20 protein-coding genes are annotated in these 20,538 nt (G+C 72.6%); 8 read left to right on the top strand and 12 right to left on the bottom strand.

What is annotated here, in order from left to right; translation table 11 throughout:
• Nucleotides 1-17: 17 nt before the first annotated feature.
• Nucleotides 18-1,019 carry a DUF3048 domain-containing protein gene (locus tag ABFY03_RS06255; RefSeq protein WP_319007877.1) on the top strand — a complete coding sequence of 334 codons (1,002 nt, stop codon included), beginning with the start codon at nucleotides 18-20 and terminating at the stop codon, nucleotides 1,017-1,019.
• 92 nt (nucleotides 1,020-1,111) lie between these two features.
• The gene (locus tag ABFY03_RS06250) at nucleotides 1,112-1,462 is read left to right on the top strand and encodes a PRC-barrel domain containing protein (protein WP_319007878.1); all 351 of its coding nucleotides are present in this window, start codon (nucleotides 1,112-1,114) and stop codon (nucleotides 1,460-1,462) included.
• A gap of 16 nt (nucleotides 1,463-1,478) precedes the next feature.
• Here the strand turns inward: ABFY03_RS06250 and ABFY03_RS06245 are convergent, their stop codons facing one another.
• The 5 genes from ABFY03_RS06245 to ABFY03_RS06225 all read right to left on the bottom strand — a co-directional run bounded on the left by ABFY03_RS06245 (nucleotide 1,479) and on the right by ABFY03_RS06225 (nucleotide 6,164).
• Nucleotides 1,479-1,706, bottom strand: a complete 228-nt coding sequence (locus ABFY03_RS06245) for a hypothetical protein (RefSeq protein WP_319007894.1) — start codon at nucleotides 1,704-1,706, stop codon at nucleotides 1,479-1,481.
• A gap of 167 nt (nucleotides 1,707-1,873) precedes the next feature.
• Entirely contained in the window at nucleotides 1,874-2,821 is a 948-nt protein-coding gene (locus ABFY03_RS06240; RefSeq protein ID WP_319007879.1) for a cytochrome c oxidase assembly protein, read from the bottom strand.
• A gap of 118 nt (nucleotides 2,822-2,939) precedes the next feature.
• Entirely contained in the window at nucleotides 2,940-3,968 is a 1,029-nt protein-coding gene (locus ABFY03_RS06235; protein ID WP_319007880.1) for a 6-phosphofructokinase, read from the bottom strand.
• Nucleotides 3,969-4,156: 188 nt separating this feature from the next.
• Complete coding sequence (locus ABFY03_RS06230) at nucleotides 4,157-4,885, bottom strand: type 1 glutamine amidotransferase (protein ID WP_031006735.1); 729 nt, start codon at nucleotides 4,883-4,885, stop codon at nucleotides 4,157-4,159.
• Between the two features lie 31 nt (nucleotides 4,886-4,916).
• Nucleotides 4,917-6,164 (bottom strand): Mur ligase family protein, encoded by a 1,248-nt coding sequence (locus ABFY03_RS06225; protein ID WP_319007881.1) that lies wholly within the window; start codon nucleotides 6,162-6,164, stop codon nucleotides 4,917-4,919.
• A 125-nt stretch (nucleotides 6,165-6,289) separates the two neighbouring features.
• Between ABFY03_RS06225 and def the strand changes: the two genes are divergently transcribed.
• On the top strand, nucleotides 6,290-6,850 hold the full coding sequence (gene def / locus ABFY03_RS06220) for a peptide deformylase (protein WP_319007882.1): 561 nt from the start codon (nucleotides 6,290-6,292) through the stop codon (nucleotides 6,848-6,850).
• Between the two features lie 140 nt (nucleotides 6,851-6,990).
• On the opposite strand, the gene ABFY03_RS06215 is transcribed toward def, so the two are convergent.
• A complete protein-coding gene (locus ABFY03_RS06215; RefSeq protein ID WP_319007883.1) occupies nucleotides 6,991-7,638 on the bottom strand; it encodes a TetR/AcrR family transcriptional regulator in 648 nt (215 codons plus the stop codon).
• Nucleotides 7,639-7,811: 173 nt separating this feature from the next.
• Here ABFY03_RS06215 and ABFY03_RS06210 point away from each other — a divergent pair, with 173 nt between their 5' ends.
• On the top strand, nucleotides 7,812-9,026 hold the full coding sequence (locus tag ABFY03_RS06210; RefSeq protein ID WP_346169411.1) for an acyl-CoA dehydrogenase family protein: 1,215 nt from the start codon (nucleotides 7,812-7,814) through the stop codon (nucleotides 9,024-9,026).
• Between the two features lie 16 nt (nucleotides 9,027-9,042).
• On the opposite strand, the gene ABFY03_RS06205 is transcribed toward ABFY03_RS06210, so the two are convergent.
• Nucleotides 9,043-9,639 (bottom strand): rhodanese-like domain-containing protein, encoded by a 597-nt coding sequence (locus tag ABFY03_RS06205; protein ID WP_319007885.1) that lies wholly within the window; start codon nucleotides 9,637-9,639, stop codon nucleotides 9,043-9,045.
• Between the two features lie 118 nt (nucleotides 9,640-9,757).
• Between ABFY03_RS06205 and ABFY03_RS06200 the strand changes: the two genes are divergently transcribed.
• Nucleotides 9,758-11,077, top strand: coding sequence for a phytase (locus ABFY03_RS06200; protein WP_346169410.1), 1,320 nt, complete (start codon nucleotides 9,758-9,760; stop codon nucleotides 11,075-11,077).
• A gap of 9 nt (nucleotides 11,078-11,086) precedes the next feature.
• On the opposite strand, the gene ABFY03_RS06195 is transcribed toward ABFY03_RS06200, so the two are convergent.
• Nucleotides 11,087-11,584, bottom strand: coding sequence for a VOC family protein (locus ABFY03_RS06195; protein ID WP_346169409.1), 498 nt, complete (start codon nucleotides 11,582-11,584; stop codon nucleotides 11,087-11,089).
• A gap of 142 nt (nucleotides 11,585-11,726) precedes the next feature.
• Here ABFY03_RS06195 and ABFY03_RS06190 point away from each other — a divergent pair, with 142 nt between their 5' ends.
• On the top strand, nucleotides 11,727-13,097 hold the full coding sequence (locus ABFY03_RS06190; RefSeq protein WP_346169408.1) for a cytochrome P450: 1,371 nt from the start codon (nucleotides 11,727-11,729) through the stop codon (nucleotides 13,095-13,097).
• Between the two features lie 200 nt (nucleotides 13,098-13,297).
• On the opposite strand, the gene ABFY03_RS06185 is transcribed toward ABFY03_RS06190, so the two are convergent.
• From ABFY03_RS06185 to ABFY03_RS06170, 4 genes are all read right to left on the bottom strand, one after another.
• Entirely contained in the window at nucleotides 13,298-14,509 is a 1,212-nt protein-coding gene (locus ABFY03_RS06185; protein WP_346169407.1) for a PucR-like N-terminal domain-containing protein, read from the bottom strand.
• A gap of 217 nt (nucleotides 14,510-14,726) precedes the next feature.
• Nucleotides 14,727-15,671, bottom strand: coding sequence for a hypothetical protein (locus tag ABFY03_RS06180; RefSeq protein ID WP_319012999.1), 945 nt, complete (start codon nucleotides 15,669-15,671; stop codon nucleotides 14,727-14,729).
• A gap of 52 nt (nucleotides 15,672-15,723) precedes the next feature.
• Nucleotides 15,724-17,346 (bottom strand): DUF6801 domain-containing protein, encoded by a 1,623-nt coding sequence (locus ABFY03_RS06175; protein ID WP_346169406.1) that lies wholly within the window; start codon nucleotides 17,344-17,346, stop codon nucleotides 15,724-15,726.
• Between the two features lie 161 nt (nucleotides 17,347-17,507).
• Entirely contained in the window at nucleotides 17,508-18,143 is a 636-nt protein-coding gene (locus ABFY03_RS06170; RefSeq protein ID WP_319013001.1) for a hypothetical protein, read from the bottom strand.
• Between the two features lie 616 nt (nucleotides 18,144-18,759).
• On the opposite strand from ABFY03_RS06170, the gene ABFY03_RS06165 reads away from it, so the two are divergent.
• Together ABFY03_RS06165 and ABFY03_RS06160 are read left to right on the top strand one after the other, a co-directional pair.
• On the top strand, nucleotides 18,760-19,773 hold the full coding sequence (locus ABFY03_RS06165) for an ABC transporter ATP-binding protein (protein WP_346169405.1): 1,014 nt from the start codon (nucleotides 18,760-18,762) through the stop codon (nucleotides 19,771-19,773).
• Entirely contained in the window at nucleotides 19,770-20,534 is a 765-nt protein-coding gene (locus ABFY03_RS06160) for an MlaE family ABC transporter permease (RefSeq protein ID WP_319013003.1), read from the top strand. The genes ABFY03_RS06165 and ABFY03_RS06160 overlap by 4 nt, the downstream gene beginning before the upstream one ends.
• Nucleotides 20,535-20,538: the final 4 nt, after the last annotated feature.

Below are 20,538 nucleotides of genomic sequence, written 5' to 3'. Positions count from 1 at the left end.
CCCACCGGGAGGCCGACATGCCAGGCGCGCGCGGACCCCGGCGTCCCGGGCGCGGGCTCACCGCACTGCTCTGCGCGGTGACCGCGGCCGGTCTGTACGGCTGCTCCGGCGCGGGCCCGCCGGACCCGGCACCGACGCCGACGCGCGCGCCCACCACCACCGCCCCCGCCGGCGTCTCGCCGTTCACCGGACTGCCCGCCCGCACCGGCCCCGTGCTCGCCGTGAAGGTGGACAACGTGGCCGCGGCCCGGCCCCAGACCGGCCTCGGCGCCGCCGACCTCGTCTACGTCGAACAGGTCGAGGGCGGCGTCACCCGCCTGCTCGCCGTCTACTCGTCCCGCCTGCCCGACAGCGTCGGCCCCGTCCGCAGCGCCCGCGAGTCCGACATCTCCCTCCTGCGCCCCTTCGGCCGGCCCGCCCTCGCCTACTCCGGCGCCCAGTCCGCACTGAACCCGCTGCTCGACGCCGCCTCCCTCGACCTCGTCACCGAGTCGAACGCGCCCGGCGCCTTCCGGCGCTCCCCCGACCGCCCGGCCCCGCACAACCTCTACCTGCGCCCTGAGCGCGCCCTCGCCGCCGCCCCCGACGCCTCCGACGCGGCCCCCATCGGTCTGCGCTTCGGTGGCCCGCCCGCCGGCGGCACGGCGACCAGCGGGGAGACGGTCCGCTTCCCGGCGGCGCGCTACACCTTCACCTGGTCAGCCGCCGACCGCGGCTGGCACGTCGCCCTCGACGGCCGCGCGATGACGTCGACCGACACCGGCCCGCTCGCCCCCGCCACCGTCGTCGTCCAGCGGGTGACCGTCCGCCCCTCCGCGTTCCACGACGTGACCGGCGCCGTCTCCCCGTACACCGAGACCACCGGCTCCGGCACGGCGACCGTGCTGCGCGACGGGCGGGCGCACGAGGCCCGCTGGTCCCGCCCGGACCCGGCCGGCGGCACCGCCTTCACCACCCCCGACGGAAGCCCGCTCGCCTTCGCCCGCGGACAGGTCTGGTTCGTCCTGGCCCCGCGCTGACCGTCCCCCGCGAGACCGCCTCACATGACCGCCCCCGCCCCGGGTAGTCGCCCGCCACGGAAGCAACGGCACTCCCGGGGAGGAGGCACGCCATGGGCGCCGACATCTGGGGCTACCCGAAGTCCTCGGGCCATGTGCCCGGCGACACCCTGATCGGCTACGCGGTGGAGGCCACCGACGGAGGCATCGGCAAGGTCGACCGGCACACGGAGGACGTCGACCGGTCCTATCTGGTCGTGGACACGGGGCCGTGGATCCTCGGCCACAAGGTCGTCCTGCCCGCCGGCCTGGTCGACCGCGTGGACAGGGAGAACGAGACCGTGCACGTGGACTGCACCAAGGAGCAGGTCCGCGAGTCGCCGGACTTCGAGGCGGGGCAGAACGAGCAGGACGTGACGTTCGTCCGCCTCATCGAGCAGTACTACTCGAACAGGCACATGTGACCCGGCCGGGCACCGGTCAGCGCGGCGAAGGCCCCGCGCCGCCGCTCCCTCCGCCCGCCCGCGGCGCGCGTGGCGCCACCGGCGTCTCGGTGCTGTCCGCCGCGGCCATGCCGATCGTCGCCACCCCCAGCACGATCCAGCCGAACCAGAGCCAGCCGCTGCTGCCGAGCGCCACCGTGTACGCGGTGATCAGCACCAGCACGGCACAGGTGACGATCGTCATCGCCTTCGTGGAACCGGACATCTGCCCGTCCTCCTCCCGACATCGGCCCAGGGCCGGGGAAGCCTCCCTGCCATCGTGACGCCAGGCGGGGGGCGCGCGCTACTCCCCGGACGCGCTCGGCGTGCGCCGGACGGCACGAGGCCCCCGGGACCACACGGTCCCGGGGGCCTCGGCGGTGTCCCGGAGGATCAGCGGCGCGCCTGGAGCGAGGCCAGGTAGGCGTTGTACTCCGCCAGCTCCTTGTCGCCGTCCCGGTCGGCCTGCCGGTCCTTGCGCACCGCCTGCCGCTGCTCGGAGTGGTACCACTGGTAGACCAGGGCGATCAGCACCAGCACCGACGGGATCTCGCTGAACGCCCAGGCGATGCCGCCGGCGGCGTTCTGGTCGGCGAGCGCGTCGATGCCGAGCGAGGCGGGCGGGTTCTTGTACGCGTCCACCATCGGCTGGGTCGCCATCATCATCGCGATGCCGAAGAAGGCGTGGAACGGCATGCCCGCGAAGAGCTCCAGCATCCGCATCACGTACCCGGGCCGGTGCGGGCCCGGGTCCACGCCCATGATCGGCCAGAAGAAGACCAGGCCGACCGCGAGGAAGTGCACCATCATCGCGATGTGCCCGGGCTTCGACGCCATCAGGGTGTCGAAGAGCGAGGTGAAGTAGAGGCCGTAGAGGCTGGCGATGAACATGCTGATGGTGAACGCGGGGTGCGTGATGATCCGCATGTACCGGCTGTGCAGCAGCTTCAGCAGCAGCTCGCGCGGGCCGAGCGCGTCGCGGCCGGCCACCGGCAGGGCCCGCAGCGCCAGCGTCACCGGCGCGCCGAGCAGCAGCAGGATCGGCGAGACCATGGAGATCACCATGTGCTGCACCATGTGCACGCTGAACATGACCATGCCGTAGTCGTTCAGCTTGGTGCACATCACCAGGGCGACGGTCAGCACGCCTGCCGTGAAGAACACGGTCCGGGCGACCGGCCAGGCGTCTCCGCGCCTCCGCAGCCGGGCGACGCCCCAGCCGTACAGACCGAGCGCCGCGAGGCAGCCGATCAGGAAGAAGAGGTCGGGAGAGAACTCCAGGCCCCGCCCCAGCGTGAACGGCGGCAGATCCGTGGTCATGCCGTGCCCGCTGTGATCCATCGCTTACTCCTGGAGCCCATTGCGCGCCGAGCCCGTTTCGCGCTTGTTGTCCGCACCAGACTAGAACCGCCCCCGGTCGCGCTCGCGACCGGGGGCGGGTGAGTGGTGCGCCGCGTCGTCAGAGGACGCACTCGGCCTCGGCGTAGCGGTCCTCGGGGACCGTCTTCAGCGTCTCGACGGCCTGCGCCAGCGGCACCATCACGATGTCGGTGCCGCGCAGCGAGGTCAGCATGCCGAACTCGCCGCGGTGCGCCGCCTCGACCGCGTGCCAGCCGAAGCGGGTGGCGAGGACGCGGTCGTACGCGGTGGGCGTGCCGCCGCGCTGGACGTGGCCGAGGATGACCGGGCGGGCCTCCTTGCCGAGCCGGCGCTCCAGCTCGACGGAGAGCTGGTTGGCGACGCCGGTGAACCGCTCGTGGCCGTAGATGTCGGTGCCGGCGGTCTTGAAGTCCATGGAGGAGCCCTCCAGCGGCTTGGCGCCCTCGGCGACCACGACGATCGCGAACCGCTTGCCGTCCTCGAAGCGGGCGCCGACCCGGGAGGTCAGCTCGTCGATGTCGAAGGGGCGCTCCGGGACGACGACGGCGTGGGCGCCGGCGGCCATGCCCGAGTGCAGGGCTATCCAGCCGGTGTGACGGCCCATGACCTCGACGACGAGGACCCGCTGGTGGGACTCGGCGGTGGTCTTCAGGCGGTCGAGGGCCTCGGTGGCGACGGTGACGGCGGTGTCGAAGCCGAAGGTGACGTCGGTCGAGGCGATGTCGTTGTCGATGGTCTTCGGGACGCCCACGATGGGCAGGCCGGCCTCGGAGAGGAGGTTGGCGGCCTTGAGGGTGCCCTCGCCGCCGATCGGGATGATCGCGTCGAGGCCGAGGTCGGCGACGTGGCCCCTGGCCCGCTCGACCCCGTCGACGAGGTGGGCGGGCTGGACGCGGGAGGACCCGAGGATGGTGCCGCCGCGGGCGAGGATGCCGCCGACCGCGTCGAGGTCGAGCTTCCGGTAGTCGCACTCCAGGAGGCCCTTCCACCCGTCGTGGAAGCCGATGACCTCGTCTCCGTGGTCGACGACGGCCCGGTGCACGACGGAACGGATGACGGCGTTCAGACCGGGGCAGTCTCCGCCGGAGGTGAGCACACCAATGCGCATAGCCCAAAAACCTTTGCAACGTGGGCCGACTCCCGGACCACGTCGTCCGGCTGGATCCCCGCCACCCTATCGTTGCCGGGTGGCGGGGCCGAACCGGATGTCCGCAGATTGGACACCGTATTTACTTACGAATCCAATGTGCGCTAGGCCGCTCAGAAGTGCAGGTCCGAGGGCCTTCTGGCGACCCGTCAGGCGGGCTGCGAGGCGGCCGCGATGCGCTCGGCGCGCAGCGCCTCGTACCACCGGTCGTCGGTCGGCGGCAGCGCGTTGACGTCGAGGGCCAGCTTCAGCAGCAGGTCCGCGATCTGCGGGTTGCGGGCCATCACGGGACCGTGCATGTAGGTGCCGAAGACGGTGTCGTTGTACGCGCCCTCGGTGCCGTCGCCGGTGCCGTTGCCGTTGCCGAAGACGGTCCGCGCGAAGGGGCGGGCCGTCGGGCCGAGGTGGGTGACGCCCTGGTGGTTCTCGAAGCCGGTCAGCTGGGGGAGGCCCAGGTGCGGGTCGATGTCGGCGAGCACGTCGCCGACGCAGCGGGCGCCCTCGCCGCGGACCGTGGTCACGTCGAGCAGGCCGAGGCCCGGCTCGCGCGCCCCGAGGTCGTTGATGAACTCGTGGCCCAGGATCTGGTAGCCGGCGCAGACCGAGAAGATGATCGCGCCGTTCGAGGCGGCCCGGGAGAGGCCGCCGTCGCGGCGCAGCCGCTCGGCCGCGAGCCGCTGCGGCCGGTCCTCGCCGCCGCCGATCAGGTAGATGTCGCCGGAGGTCGGGACCGGCTGGTCGCTGCGGACGTCGACGCGCTCGACGTGCAGGCCGCGCTGGCGGGCGCGGCGTTCGACGACGAGGACGTTGCCCTGGTCGCCGTAGGTGCTGAGCAGGTCGGGGTAGACCCAGACCACACGCAGGCTGCTGTCACTCATGCTGCCACTCCTTCTGCGAGTCGGGGCGGGGTCAGTTGCCGACACGGCGGCGTACGTCCTGGAAGGCGGTGTAGTTGGCGATCAGCTCGATCTGTCCGGGCGGGGCCATGGCGACCGCCTCGTCGAGCGTGTCGCAGACGCGGAAGTCCACGCCCGCGACCTCCAGGCGGACCGCGAGGTCGAGCCGGCGGTCGCCGATCACCATGATCGGGTGGCCGGCGAGCCGGCCGTAGTCGACGTCCCACAGCCAGGAGGTGTCGGTGCCGTCGGCGCCGCGCGCGTTGACCGAGAGGATGACCGGCGTCGGCGGCGGGTCGATGAGGGAGAACGTCTCCAGCCAGCCGGCCGGGTTCTTCGCGAGCAGCAGCCGCAGCTGGCGGTCCTGGAAGGAGACCACGTCGTAGCGGCCGGCCACGGCCTGCACCTGGTACATGCGCTCCAGGGCGACCTGCGGCGGGACGCCGAAGACGGCGGCGACGGCGGCCGAGGTGGCGGCGTTCGCCTTGTTGGCGCGGCCGGGCAGCTGGAGCCGGATCGGCCAGGCCGAGCCGTGCGGGTCGAGCACGTGGTCGCCGCTGAGCGCCCAGCTCGGGGCGGGACGGCGGAAGCCGCACTCGCCGCAGAACCAGTCGTCGCCGGGGCGCTGGAGCACGCCGCCGCAGGAGGGGCACGACCAGGCGTCGTCCTTCCACTCCTGGCCGACCGCGACCCACACCACGTTGGGGGAGGAGGAGGCGGCCCACACGATCAGCGGGTCGTCGGCGTTGGCGATGACGACGGCCTTGGAGCCGTTCAGGCCCTCGCGCCACTTCTCGGCGAGCATCCGCGTCTCGGCGGCGCGGTCGAGCTGGTCGCGGGAGAGGTTGAGCAGCGCGATCGCCTTGGGGGTGGTGTCGCGGGCGACGCCGGCGAGGTACTTCTCGTCGACCTCGATCACGCCGAACCGGGCGTCGCTTCCGCCGGCGAGGGCGGAGGTGATGCCCGCGGGCATGTTGGCGCCGAGGGCGTTGGAGACCACCGGGCCGCTGGCCCGGAGCGCCTCGGCGATCAGCCGGGTCGTGGTGGTCTTGCCGTTGGTGGCGGACACGAGGACGACGTCCAGGTGCTGCGCGAGCCGTCCCAGCAGGTCGGGGTCGAGCTTGAGCGCGACCCTTCCGCCGATCACCGATCCGCTGCCACGGCCGGCCGCCCGCGACACCGCGGCGGCCGCCTTGCCCGCGGTCACGGCCAGCTTGGCGCGCGGCGACAGCGGCTCTGGATTACCGGGGTGTCCTGACATCGTCCTTGATCCTCCTTGCGTCGGTCGGGGCTCAGCCTATCGAGAACCGGCCAGGAGCCCGAACCGCGGCACCCGGGCCGACCGTATGAAAGGAGGAGGTCACGGCGGACCGTACGCTTACGGGCATGCGAAACCGCCCCATCCCCGGCAGCTCCGGCGTCGTCCGGACGATGACCCTGCTCGGCGACCCCGTGCTGCACACGCCCTGTGCCCCCGTCACCGAGTTCGGGCGCGAGCTCGACGGGCTGGTGGAGTCCATGTTCGCCACCATGTACGCGGCGCACGGCGTGGGTCTGGCCGCGAACCAGGTGGGCGTGGGGCTGCGGGTGTTCGTCTACGACTGCCCGGACGACGAGGACGTGCGGCACCTGGGGCACGTGGTGAACCCGCGGCTGGTGGAGGCGGACGGCGACGCGTACCGCGGCCCGGAGGGCTGCCTCTCGCTGCCGGGCCTGGAGGCGCCGGTGGCCCGCTTCGACCGCGCGGTGGTGGAGGGCGTCCGCACCGACGGCACGCCGGTCCGGGTCGAGGGTACCGGCTTCTTCGCCCGCTGCCTGCTGCACGAGATGGACCACCTGGAGGGCCGCGTCTACGCGGAGCACGTCACCGGGTGGCGCAGATCACGTCTCCTCCGCGCCGTCCGCAAGCAGTCCTGGGGCGAGGGCGCGTCCGTCCTGGAGGCGTAGCGGCGCCCTTCCCGGTTCTCCGGTACGGCTCCGAGGGTCCCCCCCCCCCCGGAATCGGCAGCCCTCGCGGCCGCCCGCCCGGCCACCCTCCGGGGGCGCTCCCGCTCCGGACCCCGGCCGGTGGATCCGGAAGCGACGGCCTAGAAGCCCGGGCCGTCCGCGCGGTCGTCGGCTTCGGCCAGGCGGCCCCAGAGGAGGTCGGCGAGGGAGCGGACCAGTTCGGCGCGGGAGCAGGGGCGCTCGCCGAGCCACCAGTCGCCGGCGGCGTGCATCATGCCGACGATGCCGTGGCCCCAGATCCGGGCCTGCGCCTCGGCCGCGGGGCCGAGGTCGACGCGCTCGGCGATGACCTGGCCCAGCTCCTCGCCCATGCGTCGCAGCAGCGGGGCGGAGTGGCGGCCGACGTCGAAGCCCTGCTCGGCCTGGTGGGACTCCTCGGCGGGGTGCATGAGGAAGCGGTAGACCTGCGGCATCGCCTCGATGGAGGCGAGGTAGGTGTCGAGGGTGGACTCGACCCGGCGGCGCCGGTCGGCGGGGGCGTCGAGGGCGGCCCGCAGCGAGGCGAGCAGGGCGTCGGTGTGGCGGGTGGCGAGGGCGCGGTAGAGGCCGCCCTTGTCGCCGAAGTGGCGGTAGAGGATCGGCTTGGTGATGCCGGCCTCGGCCGCGATCGCGTTCATGGATGCCTTGGGGCCGTCGCGGAGCACCACCCGGTCCGCCGCCTCCAGCAGTTCGCGCCGCCGCTGCTCGGCGGGCTTCTGCTGGTCGGTGGTCCGGTGTGCGATGTCCATAAGCGTGTCTCCCCGCCCGTGTGATGACCTGAGGCTGTCGCAACGTAACACCCGACCGGCACCCCGCGCCGAACGGTCCGGTCCGCTTCGTTCGCGAGGACCCGCAGGTTGACAGCCGTACCCGCCGGTAACAGACTGCTGTTACCGCAAGTAACGTACTGCTGGGAGGGAACATGGGCGAGTTCACGCTCGAGCTCAACGAGGACCAGAAGCAGGTCCGCGACTGGCTCCACGGCTTCGCCGCGGACGTCATGCGTCCGGCCGCCGCCGAGTGGGACGAGCGTGAGGAGACCCCCTGGCCGATCATCCAGGAGGCGGCCAAGCTGGGAATCTACTCCCTCGACTTCTACGCCCAGCAGTTCTTCGACCCGACCGGCCTCGGCATCCCGATGGCGATGGAGGAGCTCTTCTGGGGCGACGCCGGCATCGCGCTCTCCATCGTCGGCACCGGCCTCGCCGCCGTCGGCGTCCTCGCCAACGGCACCGAGGAGCAGATCGGCACCTGGGTGCCGCAGATGTACGGCGACGCGAACGACGTGAAGGTCGCCGCGTTCTGCTCCTCCGAGCCCGACGCCGGCTCCGACGTCGCCTCGATGCGCACCCGGGCCGTCTACGACGAGGCCAAGGACGAGTGGGTGCTCAACGGCACCAAGACCTGGGCGACCAACGGCGGCATCGCCGACGTGCACGTCGTCGTCGCCGTGGTCGACCCGGAGCTGGGCTCCAAGGGCCACGCCTCCTTCATCGTGCCGCCGCGGACCCCCGGGCTCTCGCAGGGCCAGAAGTTCCAGAAGCACGGCATCCGCGCCTCCCACACCGCCGAGGTCGTCCTGGAGGACGTCCGCGTCCCGGGATCCTGCCTGCTCGGCGGCAAGGACAAGCTCGACGAGCGCCTCGCCCGCGCCCGCGAGAAGGCCAAGTCCGGCGGCGAGCGCGTGAAGAACGCCGCCATGGCGACCTTCGAGGCGTCCCGCCCGGCGGTCGGCGCCATGGCCGTCGGGACCGCCCGCGCCGCGTACGAGGTCGCCCTCGACTACGCCAGGACCCGCGTGCAGTTCGGCCGCCCGATCATCGAGAACCAGGGCGTCGCCTTCCAGCTCGCCGACATGGCCACGCAGATCGACGCGGCCCGCCTGCTCGTCTGGCGCGCCTCCTGGATGGCCACCGCCGGCAAGCCCTTCACGAACGCCGAGGGCTCGATGTCGAAGCTGTACGCGAGCGAGGTCGCCAAGAGCGTCACGGCCCAGGCCATCCAGATTCTCGGCGGCAACGGCTACACCCGCGAGTACCCGGTCGAGCGCATGCACCGCGACGCGGCCATCTACACCATCTTCGAGGGGACGAGCGAGATCCAGCGGATGGTCATCAGCCGGGCCCTCGCCAAGTAGCCCGCCGCGCGGAGGCTCAGCCGAACCAGACGATCAGGCGGACGTTCCCGTCACCGTGGACGGCCGCCAGATCGCGCATCACCGCCCAGACCGGGCCCCAGCGGTCGCCGTCCGGCGGGGCGAACATCCGCGCCGTGTACACCACCGGACGGTGGACCGCCCCGTCCAGCGGGACCTCGCCGCCGGGCGGCCACTCGTACGGCCACAGGTCCTCGCCGAACAGCTCCTCCGCCGCGTCCACGACGGCGAGCGGCGTCCGGGCGACGTGGTCCAGGACGAGCTCGCCGTCCGGCCCCGGCAGCCACACCCCGACGTGGTTGCCGTCGGGGCGGTCGTTCAGCGGCGCGTCCCAGTCGACCGCCGCCACCTCCGCCCAGGTGGCGTACGAGTGGCTGTGGTTGACGTCGTCGTCGGGGATGTCCGCGGAGGCGTCCGGCGGGAGGCCCCGCATGTCGAAGAGCGGCCGCTCGATCTGGAGGCCGCCGCCGTACCCGAACAGGCACTCCCGCGCGTCCCGGTCGCGGCGCGTCGCGCAGTCCGGCAGCCAGTCCCGGACCGTCCAGCGGCCGTCCGGTCCCCGCACCTCGATCGCGCCCTCGATGTCGACCCCCATGGGAGACAGCGTAGGCGCGGGTGCCGTACGGACGCCCGGAATTCACGGGTCCGCAAGGACCCCTCCATTCCGTCTCCGTAGCGTCTCGCCCCGTCCGAGACCGCTACCGAGGAGTACCGTGAGCGCCTCCGCTCTGACCGCCCTGGCCGCCGCCCTCAGCGTCGTGGCCGCGTCCCCCGCCGCCCCGCAGCCCGTCCCCGTCACCGCCCGCGTCGAGACGCCGGTCGTCCACGACGACGAAACCGGCGGCAACGCCGACGCGGACGACCCCGCCGTCTGGGTCGACCCCACGCGGCCCGGCCGCAGCCTCGTCATCGGCACCCTCAAGGAGGGCGGCCTGGACGTGTACGGGCTCGACGGCCGTCGGCTCCAGCACATCGCCGCCCCGCCCGCCCCCGGCGAGGACGCCGCCCCCGGGCGGTTCAACAACGTCGACCTGGTCTACGGCTTCGACCTGGACGGCCGGCCGACCGACCTGGCCGTCGTCAGCGACCGCGGCCGCGACCGGATCCGCACCTACGCCATCGACCCCGCCGCCCTCGCCGCCGGCCGCGCCCCGCTGCGGGACGTCACCGCCGCCGACGTCACCCCCGTCTTCGCCGCGGACGAGGCCGAGGTCGACGAGCAGACCACCTCCTACGGCCTGACCGCCTACCGCGACGGGGACGACGCCTACGTCGTGGTCTCCCAGCGCGAGCGCAGCCGGCTGCGCCTGCTCGAACTCGAGGACCGCGGCGGCCGGGTGGGCTACCGCATCGAGGACACCCTGGACCTGTCCCAGTCCTTCACCCTGCCGAACGGCACCGCCTGGCGGCCGTGCGCCGACCCCGGCGAGCTGCCGCAGGTCGAGGGCATGGCCGTCGACCAGGAGGAGCACGTCCTCTACGCCGCCCAGGAGGCCGTCGGCCTCTGGCGCGTCGAGATCGACGACGAGGAGTTCGAGCGGCCCGAACTGCTCGACCGCGTCCGTCAGTACGGCACCCCGTGGACGTACGACGAGGCCGAGGAGGAGTGCGTCCTCGACGCCGCGCACGACCCCGGCTTCGGCGGCCGTCACCTGAGCGCCGACGCCGAGGGCGTCACCGTCTACCACGGCGAGGACGGCGCCGGCTACGTCCTCGCCTCCAGCCAGGGCGACAACACCTTCGCCGTCTACGCCCGCGAGGGCGCCAACGCCTACCTCGGCTCCTTCGCCGTCACCGACGGGCCCGCCACCGACGGGGTGCAGCACTCCGACGGCTCCACCGTGGTGAACGTGCCGCTCGGCGCCGCCTTCCCGAAGGGCCTGCTCGTCACCCACGACGGCGAGGCCACCCCGGCGGACGGCGACCGCGAGGGCACGAACTTCAAGTTCACCCGCTGGGACGACATCGCCGGGGCCTTCCCCGCCCCGCTGACCGTCGACACCGACTCCTTCGACCCGCGCGACGCCGGCTGACCCGACCGGTCACACCACGCAGAACTCGTTGCCCTCCGGGTCCTGGAGCACCACCGCGTAGTAGTCCATACCGTGCGGCTCGTCCATCGTGCGCAGCACGGTCGCGCCGAGCGCGGTCAGCCGGGCCACCTCCCCGTCGACCCGCGCCCGGCGCACCGCGAGGGGCACCCCGCGTCCACCGCCGACCTTCAGGTCCAGGTGGACGCGGTTCTTCACCGTCTTCGGCTCCGGGACCTGCTGGAACCAGACCCGCGGCCCCGCCCCCGCCGGGTCGACCAGGGACTCCGGCAGGTCCCCCGCCCCGTCGCCCAGCTCCTCCTCCGGCACCCCCGAAGCCGCCCAGTACGCGCGCCAGCTCGCGTACCCCTGCGGCGGCGGCTCCGGCACGTACCGCAGGGCCTCCGCCCAGAACGGCACCAGCCGGCCCGGATCCGCGCAGTCGATCGTGAGCTGAAGGGTCAGCGCGGGGCGCTCGCCCGCCTCGTCGTCCCTGAGGTTCTCGTCCATGGAGCCAGCCTCCCAGACGCCACTGACAAGCGAATTGATCCGGCCAACAGGCCAGATCCGGACGGTCCAGGGGCCACGGCTACCGCCAGGTCACCCGTGTGAGCGACAATCACCGCGCCGCCGCGACCACGAGGGATGCCACATGACCACCGAAACCCGGACCGAAGCGCCCGTCCTCACCGGACTGCCCGTCTTCGGCTCGATGTTCGACCTGAAGAACGACTCGCTCGGCACCTTCCTGCGCGCCCGTCGCGACCACGGCGACGTCGTCCGCATCACCGCGGGGCCGCCCGGCATCCGCTCCCAGGTCTACGGCGTCTTCTCCGCCGAGGGCGTCCAGCAGGTCCTCGCCGGCGAGTCCGCCAACTTCCGCAAGGACAACGCCTTCTACCAGGAGATCCGCGAGTCCTTCGGCAACGGCCTGCTCACCAGCCAGGACGACGACTACCTGCGCCAGCGCCGGCTCGTCCAGCCGCTCTTCACCAAGCGCCGCGTCGACGGCTACGCCGAGGCCATCGCCACCGAGGTCAGCACCCTCGTCACCGAGTGGGAGAAGACGGGCCGCACCTCCGTCGACGTCCTCCACGAGTCGACCCGGCTCGCGCTGCGCGCCGTCGCCCGCATCCTCTTCGGCACCGACGTGGACTCCGCCGTCGAGGTCGTCGAGCGCTGCTTCCCCGGCGTCGGCTCGTACGTGCTCCGCCGCGGCTACTCGCCGGTCAAGCCGCCCCGCGACTGGCCCACCCCCGGCAACCGCCGGGCCGCCGCCCTGCACAAAGCACTGTACGAGGAGTGCGACCGGATCATCGCCGAGCGGAAGGCCGGCGGGCGGACCGGCACCGACGGCGACGACCTGCTGACGCTGCTCATGGGGGCCGAGAGCGCCGAGGACGGCGCCTTCGACGCCACCGAACTCCGCGAACAGGTCCTCGTCTTCCTGGTCGCCGGCCACGAGACGACGGCCACCTCGATCGGCTTCGCCCTCCACCTCCTCGCCACCCACCCGGAAGTGCAGCGGCGCGCCCACGAGGAGGTCGACCGGGTCCTGGACGGGCGCACCCCGGGCGCCGCCGACCTCGACGCCCTGCCGTACGTGACGCGGGTCCTCAAGGAGGCCATGCGGCTCTTCCCGGCCGCGCCGGTCATCGGCCGCCGGGCCGTCGCCGAGACGACGGTCGGCGGGGTCGTCATACCGGCGGGCTCCGACGTCATCGTCTCCCCGTGGGTCACCCACCGGCACCCCGCCTACTGGGACGACGCCGAGCGCTTCGACCCGGACCGCTTCACCCCCGAGGCGGAGGCCGCGCGGCCCCGCTACGCCTGGTTCCCCTTCGGCGGCGGGCCGCGGGCCTGCATCGGCCAGCACTTCTCCATGCTGGAGTCGGTGATCGCGCTCGCGATGATCCTCCAGCGCCACGGCTTCGAGGCCGTCGACACCGAGGTGCCGGTCGCACCCGCGATCACCCTCCAGGCGGCCGGCCCGGCGCGCTGCCGTCTCGTCCCCCGGGCCTAGGCCGTCTCTTCCGGATCATGCCGGGCTCGCGGCGTCTGGCACGCACGCTCGCGGCGTTGTCGTCGGTCGCCGACTCCCCCAGCTACCGCTGGGAGGTGCCCCCACCGCGTCGACTCCCTCCTCCGCCTTGCGAGCGCACGCACCAGACGCCGCTCCATGATCCGGCCTGATCCGAAAGAAACGACCTAGCCGGCCCGGGCTCAGTCCGGGTTTCTGCGGCCGTGGAGGTGGAGCGAGCGCAGCGCGGCCTCCAGGGCGAAGCGGCGGTCGGGGTCCAGGAGCCGGTCGCCGAAGTGGTTGTCCAGGTTCCGCAGGCGGTAGCGGACCGTCTGGGCGTGCACGCCGAGCAGTTCGCCGACCTGCTCGGCGGGGGCCCGGGTGGAGACGTGCACCCGCAGGGTCTCGACCAGCCGCTCCCGCCGGGTGCCCGACAGGCCGTCGAGAGGGGCCAGTTCGCGCCGGGCGAGCTGGTCCGTCAGGGCCGGGTCGGCGAGCAGCCACAGCGTCGTCAGATGGTCCTCGCAGGCCACCGAGGCGGCGTCCGGCACGATGCCCTCGTCGATCAGCTGGAGGACCCGCCGGGCCCAGCGCAGCGAGTGGGCGGCCTGCGCGGTGGGCACCGTGAGACCGAGCACGGCGGGCGTGCCGGCCAGGGCGGAGTCGAGCATCGCCCGGCGGTCCGCGGTCAGCGCGCCGGGGACCAGCAGATGGGGGTGCGGCAGGCTGAGGTCGGCGAGGACGTCCCGGTCCAGCCGCGTCTGGAGGACGCCGGTGGCGGGCGGCCGGAGGGCTACCAGGGTGCACTCGGCGGGAAGCTGCCAGGACGCCTCCCGGCAGAGCTCGGCGATGGTCGCGCGGGGCAGCGGCGGTCCGGCGACGACGAGGTGGAGCAGTTTCCTGCGCAGCGCGGACACGTCGGAGACCGCGCGGCTCTGGACGGTGACGTATCCCTCCCGGGAGAGGGCCTCCAGCTCGTCCACGTACGCGAAGAGGGCGTCCGCGAAGGCCAGGATCAGGGTGGGGGAGAGGTTGTAGGTGCGCCCGATGCTCTTGGCCCGGCGCAGGGCGATGCGGGCGCCGAGCCGGTACGCGCCCTGTAACGTGTCGAGGTCCCGCCCCTCGTACGCCTCCACCCGGCCGAACTGGCGCAGGAGTTCGTCGCGGAGGGCGGACTGGGTGCCGGGATGGTCGACGCGGTCCACGAAGGCGGCCAGGGCCTGTTCGACGCCCTGGCGGATGGCGTCCGAGTGGGGCCCGTTGAAGAGGTGGGCGTACACGGGGTAGGCGCGCTCGATCTCCACGCCGATCTCCTTGATGAGGCCCGGGATCTCCGGTCTCATCAGGGCGGCGAACTCGCGGGGCAGCGGATCGAGCGGCTCACCGAGCTCCGGTGACTGGGCGACTGAGGGCATGGACCGATCCCTTGCTCTGCTACGTGACCGGTGGGGGAGCGGCGCTGCGGCGCCCGTCCGGGGAGGGCGGGCGCCGCAGGGACCGTCAGGTACGTACCGATGTGGACTGCTGAAAGCTAGGGCAACTGATGTGTGGTGTACACAAGTTGAGCAAGACTCAGCTCTCAGGCAAGGGGGTGGGCGGTCGAGTCGGCCGGTAATCACCCCTGGGTGGCCGTTAGTTGACGGCCGAGTGCCAGTTGCGCGAGAAGACCCTGCCGGCCTCCGGGGCGGCGATGCCGGGTGCGAACAGGCCGGTCAGGAAGGTCTGCGTGTTGTCGAGCGTCAGCCGGTTCCTGCCGGCGGCGGAGGGCAGGCCGGTCTTCAGGTTGACCGCCGCGTCGATGATGCCGAACCACCCGAGGCCGCAGCCGCTCGCGCCGGGCACGGCGAAGGAGTCGTCGTACTGGGTGGCGCCGAGGAGGTCGAGCCGGCTCATGTCGCCTTCCTCGTTCGCGGTGCCGTCGCCGTCGAAGCGCTCGACGCCGAACTCGGGCGCCGTGCGGTTCTTGGGGCGGAGCAGGATCGGGTCGGCCTTCGTCCCGATGTAGCAGTTGTCGCCGAGGAACGGGTTCTGCAGGCGGATGCGGACCGGGATGGTGACGATCGGCTGGTCGGTGAGGACGCCCGCGATCTGGTCGAAGTCCGACGGGGTGCCCACCGACTCCATCGTGGCGGTGATCTTGTTGAGGTTCGCGTCCGACAGCTGCCGGCAGATGTCGGTGATGAACGGGATGTCGCTCGGGCACATCAGGCCCATCAGCCCGCCGGGGACGGTGGCGGAGTCGGCGATGAGCGCACCGCCGGCCGGCCCGACGACCGCGTTGGTGCCGTCGGCGTTCTGCACGACGCCCATCTGGAGGTTGGTCCTCCCGGTCGTCACCGTGGTGTTGCCCAGCTTGATGGAACCGCTGAGGGAGTACGAGACGACGCACTGCGGCGACCGGTCGAGGCCGTCCGAGGCGAGCATCGCCGGGGCGTCGACGGGGCAGCGGGTGGACGGCGCCCAGCCGCCGTTCAGCACCGGGGCGGCCGCGGTGGCCGAGCCCATGGAGGCGAAGGCGCCGAGGGCGGTCAGGGCGGCGACGGTGGCCAGCTTCGTGCGGGCGGTGACGAGGGGCATGGCGGAGGCCTTTCGGTGGAAGGGGGCCGGGGTGGCCGGGTGGCGGCGCGGGTCAGCGCTCGGGCTTCGGGACCTGGCGGGGCTGGAGGTCCTGGGTGCAGAACTCCATGGGGGGCGACTCGACGCCCACGGAGCAGGTGCTGCCCTGCATCTGCTTGATGTGGTTGCCGGGCCCGGAGATGGCGGCGGTCAGGAGCCGGTCGAGGTCCTCGCCGCCGGTGCCGCATCCCGTGAAGGCGGGGATGGTCACCTCGCCGGTGAGCGGACCGCCGCCGGTGAGGATGTAGCCGACGGGCGGGTCGGGGAGGGTCTGGCTTCCCTTGCCGACGAGCACCAGATGGTCGCCGGGGTACTTGGCGGGCTCGGGCTCGGGCGAGGAGAGCGGCCGCTCGGTGCGGCAGGACGGGCCGACGTCCAGCCGGGTGCCGTTCACCTCGACGTCGAGGACGCGCAGGGTCAGCGGGACCCGGACGTGCGTCGTGAGGATGTTGGTGGGGAAGATCAGGAGGACGTCCGAGACGACGGTGAGGGGACCCGACTGCTCCAGGACCAGGGTCGCCTTGGTCGGGGCGAAGCCGAAGGTCAGGAAGGTGGCCTCGAAGGGCGGGGTCTCCTCGCGCCCGTGGTGGTAGAGGTTTCCCTCCGCCGGCGTGACGACGTGCATGCTTCCGTCCGGCCGCACCTCGAACTGCGGCAGACCCTGTTCGAGCAGGACGCAGGTCTCCGGGACGAGGCTGGCGCCGTTCAGCTTCCGCACGTTGGCGTAGCCGGTGATGTACGCCGAGAGGGACAGCGGGGTCGGCTTCTCGGTGACGCACGGCGGCACGGGGGGCCGGAGCTCCTGCGTGCCGGGCGAGGGCTCGTCGGCCGGCGTCAGGCCCCGTCCGGTCCGCGGCCCGGCGTCCGGCGTCTTCGGGCCGGGGAGCGGGACCGTGCCGTCGGGGGTGCCCGTCCCCGCCGGGGGAGTCCGGTCCGACGGGCGCGGCGGCAGGGGGAGGCCCGAGGAGGGGGACGGGGCGGACGGAGCGGCGGGCGTCGACGGGACCGGGGAGGTCGGCGGGGCGGGCGTCGCCGGCGGGGTGCCCGGTTCGCCGGTGCCGACCGGGACCCGGGCCAGTTCCGTACGGCCCTCCGCGTCCGGGCCGGGGACGCAGACGACGGAGAGGGACGCGGGGGTCGTGGCCGCGCCGTCGGCGGTGCTCGGGGCGAGGTCGAGGGCGAGACCGCCGGCGGCCAGGGCCAGTTCGCCGGCGCTGTCCGTCGTCAGGGTCGGCACGTCACCGCTGGTGGCGAGCGTGAGCGGGCCTTCGGAGGGGACGGCGACGGGCTCGGCCGTACCGCTCCAGACGACCTCGGCGCGCCGCTCGTGCTGGGCCACGCCGACCGTCAGCCGGGTCTCGGCCCGTACGGTGGCGGCCCCGAGCGCGGTGAGGTCGGCCACGGCCTCCGGCGGGAGCTCCACGGTCGTGGTCACGTCGGTGGGCCGGATCTCCTCGCCCACGGCAGCCCGTTCGGGGAACGCCGCCGTGACGCGTACCGTCGCGGGCCGGGCTCCCGAGGGCAGGGTGCAGACATAGGGCAGCGCGGCGTCGACCTTCAGCGTCCCCACCGCGACGGCCGCGGCCGGGAGCAGGGGGGCGAGCGCCACGAACGCGGCGATCGTCGCGCCGCGCACGCGGGCGCGGGTGGATCGGGGGGTGGGCCCGGGGCCTCTCATCGGGTGCTCCGCTCGGGTCGTTCGTGCGCCGGCGGGGGAAGGGGCCGGCGAGGGGCGCGGACAGGGCCGCGTCCGCCCGGCCGGGGGTGCCGGCCGGGCGGACGCGGGGTCTCGGTCCCTTACGGGTTGGAGCCGACGATCTTCGGGATGGTGGTGGTGTTGGCCACCTTGACCAGGTAGTTGCCCTTGAAGGTCGGCTTGGAGCCGACCGGGACGGCGCTGCCGCAGTTGGTCGCGGAGACGACCGTGAGCTCGCCGGCCGCGCTGCTCACGGCGAGCGTGCCGGAGGAGTTGGTGTACGTGCCGGACGCCTTGCCCGTGACGCGGAAGACGCAGGCGCCGACGGTCACCTTGGCGTCGACGTTGTCGATGTAGCCCTTGGAGACGCCGGTCGAGGCGGTGTAGTCGTACACCTTCACGGCCCACGGGGTGGTCGGGGTCGTGACGACGTTGCCCAGCACGCTGGTGCAGGGCACGCCGCTGGCGCCGAAGACCATGGTGCTGATGGAGCCGACGGTGGCCGGGTTGCCGGTGGCGCTCTGCATGGTGCCCGCGGCGTTCGACTTCGTACACGTCATGGCGATGCCGTTGACGCTGAGCACGATGTTCCCGCTGTTGACCGCGGTGAAGCCGGCCGGCGAGGGCGTGACGGTCCAGACCGTCGAGGCCACCGCGGAGGCGGGGCTGACGGCGAGGGCGAAGGCGGAGGCGGCGGCTCCCGCGACGACGGCCAGGTTTCTGGTGGTCTTCTTCATGGCTCTGGGACTCTCCTTGGGGATTGACCGGCAGAGGGTGCTTCGGTGGGGGTGCCGCGGCGGAGAGGGAACGGCCGGCGAACCGGCCGACCTCCCGCCGCGAAAATGACGTTACTTGCGGGAAACTTAGCCGAACAATGCCGCGAACCATGATTCTTTGAAGACGCCTTAATGCCTGTCAAGAGGGTGAGCGGTGGCGGGAATCCGCTTGGTTCCGGAGTGCGTAATGTCGACAATTCTGATCGATCATACGAGGTCGGGAAGGGGGTCCGTCGGCCAACTTCGCATACTTCTCCGGTGCGTGACAAAAAAGTCCGCCGCATTGTCTCCGGGCTGATAAAGCGGGCGCCGCCGGACGCGGTTCCGTGAAAACTCCGGATCCGGTATTGCCCGGCGAGGTTACTCAGCCGTAGCGTTCCCCGGGAGTCGACGCTCAGCCGCAGGTCGGCGCGACATCCTGTCGCGGCGGAGACAAGAACACCCCCTGACTTTGTCTGCGCGGTGACAAACGCGGGAGCGGATCAATGAATATGCGCCACACCTATTGTCCGGGTGATCCGGAACGGCCTACCGTGCGCCCGCGGCGCACGCGCCCCGCACGTCTGCTGGAGGTGGGATGGGAATCGAAGTAGTCGTCGAGGGGCTGACCATGTCCTTCGGCAGGCAGAACATCTGGCAGGACGTGTCGCTGACGCTGCCGGCCGGCGAGGTGAGCGTCATGCTCGGCCCTTCCGGGACCGGAAAGACCGTCTTCCTGAAATCACTCATCGGACTGCTCAAACCCCAGCAGGGCCGCGTCCTCATCAACGGCGTCGACATGGTCCGCAGCCCCGAGCGGGACATCTACGAGACCCGGAAACTCTTCGGCCTCATGTTCCAGGACGGCGCCCTCTTCGGCTCGATGACGCTCTTCGACAACATCGCCTTCCCGCTGCGCGAGCACACCCGCAAGCGGGAGTCCGAGATCCGGAAGATCGTCATGGAGCGCATCGACCTCGTCGGCCTGCTCGGCGCCGAGGGCAAGCTCCCCGGCGAGATCAGCGGCGGCATGCGCAAGCGCGCCGGACTGGCCCGCGCGCTCGTCCTCGACCCCCAGATCGTGCTCTGCGACGAGCCCGACTCCGGACTCGACCCGGTCCGCACCGCCTACCTCTCCCAGCTGCTGATCGACCTCAACGCGCGGATCGACGCGACCATGCTGATCGTCACCCACAACCTCGACATCGCCGCCACCGTCCCCGACAACATGGGGATGTTCTTCCGGCGCGAACTCGTCACCTTCGGCCCCCGCGAAGTCCTCCTCACCAGCGAGGAACCGGTCGTCACCCAGTTCCTCGCCGGCCGCCGCGAAGGCCCCATCGGCATGTCCGAGGAGAAGGACGCCGCCACCCTCGCCGCCGAGGCCGGCCACGCCCCCACCGCCCCGCCGGCCGGGCCCCGCGCCCTCGTCCCCCAGCTGGAGCCCTCGCCCGGGCTGCCCCCGCGCGCCGCCGTCGTCCGGCGCCGGCAGCGCGTCCTCTCGATGCTCGACACGCTGCCGCCCGCCGCCCGTGCCGCCATCGAGGCGACCTACGCGGCGCACGCGGGCACGCCCACCGCCCCGATCCCGGCCACCGGCGGCGGCTCGTGATCGCCGGCGCGCTGCGGCAGACCGGCCGGCTCTTCGCCCTGGCCGCCGAGGTCGGCCGGGCCGTCTTCCGCAGACCCTTCCAGTTCCGGGAGTTCGTCGAACAGTTCTGGTTCGTCGCGAGCGTCACCATCCTGCCCGCGGCCCTCGTCTCCATCCCGTTCGGCGCCGTGATCGCCCTGCAGGTCGGCTCCCTCACCCAGCAGCTGGGCGCCCAGTCGTTCACCGGCGGCGCCAGCGTCCTCGCCGTCATCCAGCAGGCCAGCCCGCTGATCGTCGCCCTCCTCATCGCCGGCGCCGCCGGCTCCGCGATCTGCGCCGACCTCGGCTCGCGCAAGATCCGCGAGGAGCTCGACGCGATGGAGGTCATGGGCGTCTCGCCGGTCCAGCGGCTCGTCGTCCCGCGCGTCCTCGCCACCATGGCCGTCGCCGTCCTCCTCAACGGCATGGTCTCCGTCGTCGGCACCCTGGGCGGCTACTTCTTCAACATCGTCCTCCAGGGCGGCACCCCCGGCGCCTACCTCTCCAGCTTCTCCGCCCTCGCCCAGCTGCCCGACCTGTACGTCAGCGAACTGAAGGCCCTCGTCTTCGGGTTCATCGCGGGAATCGTCGCCGCCCACCGCGGACTCAACCCCCGCGGCGGACCCAAGGGCGTCGGCGACGCCGTCAACCAGGCCGTCGTCATCACCTTCCTGCTGCTGTTCTTCGTGAACATGGTGCTGACCGGCCTCTACCTCCAGATCGTCCCGCCGAAGGGAGGCTGAGGCG

The organism is Streptomyces roseofulvus (genome assembly GCF_039534915.1).
In the GTDB taxonomy this organism is placed as follows: domain Bacteria; phylum Actinomycetota; class Actinomycetes; order Streptomycetales; family Streptomycetaceae; genus Streptomyces; species Streptomyces roseofulvus.
This window is presented reverse-complemented; position numbering and strand designations above follow the sequence as displayed.

Bases quoted from the DNA above. Each gene is read 5' to 3' on its own strand.
- ABFY03_RS06170 (WP_319013001.1), bottom strand. From the start codon at position 18,143: ATGAAGAAGACCACCAGAAACCTGGCCGTCGTCGCGGGAGCCGCCGCC.
- ABFY03_RS06255 (WP_319007877.1), top strand. From the start codon at position 18: ATGCCAGGCGCGCGCGGACCCCGGCGTCCCGGGCGCGGGCTCACCGCA.
- ABFY03_RS06185 (WP_346169407.1), bottom strand. From the start codon at position 14,509: ATGCCCTCAGTCGCCCAGTCACCGGAGCTCGGTGAGCCGCTCGATCCG.
- ABFY03_RS06225 (WP_319007881.1), bottom strand. From the start codon at position 6,164: ATGTCAGGACACCCCGGTAATCCAGAGCCGCTGTCGCCGCGCGCCAAG.
- ABFY03_RS06180 (WP_319012999.1), bottom strand. From the start codon at position 15,671: ATGCCCCTCGTCACCGCCCGCACGAAGCTGGCCACCGTCGCCGCCCTG.
- ABFY03_RS06215 (WP_319007883.1), bottom strand. From the start codon at position 7,638: ATGGACATCGCACACCGGACCACCGACCAGCAGAAGCCCGCCGAGCAG.
- ABFY03_RS06165 (WP_346169405.1), top strand. From the start codon at position 18,760: ATGGGAATCGAAGTAGTCGTCGAGGGGCTGACCATGTCCTTCGGCAGG.
- ABFY03_RS06210 (WP_346169411.1), top strand. From the start codon at position 7,812: ATGGGCGAGTTCACGCTCGAGCTCAACGAGGACCAGAAGCAGGTCCGC.
- def (WP_319007882.1), top strand. From the start codon at position 6,290: ATGCGAAACCGCCCCATCCCCGGCAGCTCCGGCGTCGTCCGGACGATG.
- ABFY03_RS06205 (WP_319007885.1), bottom strand. From the start codon at position 9,639: ATGGGGGTCGACATCGAGGGCGCGATCGAGGTGCGGGGACCGGACGGC.
- ABFY03_RS06240 (WP_319007879.1), bottom strand. From the start codon at position 2,821: ATGGATCACAGCGGGCACGGCATGACCACGGATCTGCCGCCGTTCACG.
- ABFY03_RS06235 (WP_319007880.1), bottom strand. From the start codon at position 3,968: ATGCGCATTGGTGTGCTCACCTCCGGCGGAGACTGCCCCGGTCTGAAC.
- ABFY03_RS06250 (WP_319007878.1), top strand. From the start codon at position 1,112: ATGGGCGCCGACATCTGGGGCTACCCGAAGTCCTCGGGCCATGTGCCC.
- ABFY03_RS06230 (WP_031006735.1), bottom strand. From the start codon at position 4,885: ATGAGTGACAGCAGCCTGCGTGTGGTCTGGGTCTACCCCGACCTGCTC.
- ABFY03_RS06195 (WP_346169409.1), bottom strand. From the start codon at position 11,584: ATGGACGAGAACCTCAGGGACGACGAGGCGGGCGAGCGCCCCGCGCTG.
- ABFY03_RS06190 (WP_346169408.1), top strand. From the start codon at position 11,727: ATGACCACCGAAACCCGGACCGAAGCGCCCGTCCTCACCGGACTGCCC.
- ABFY03_RS06245 (WP_319007894.1), bottom strand. From the start codon at position 1,706: ATGTCCGGTTCCACGAAGGCGATGACGATCGTCACCTGTGCCGTGCTG.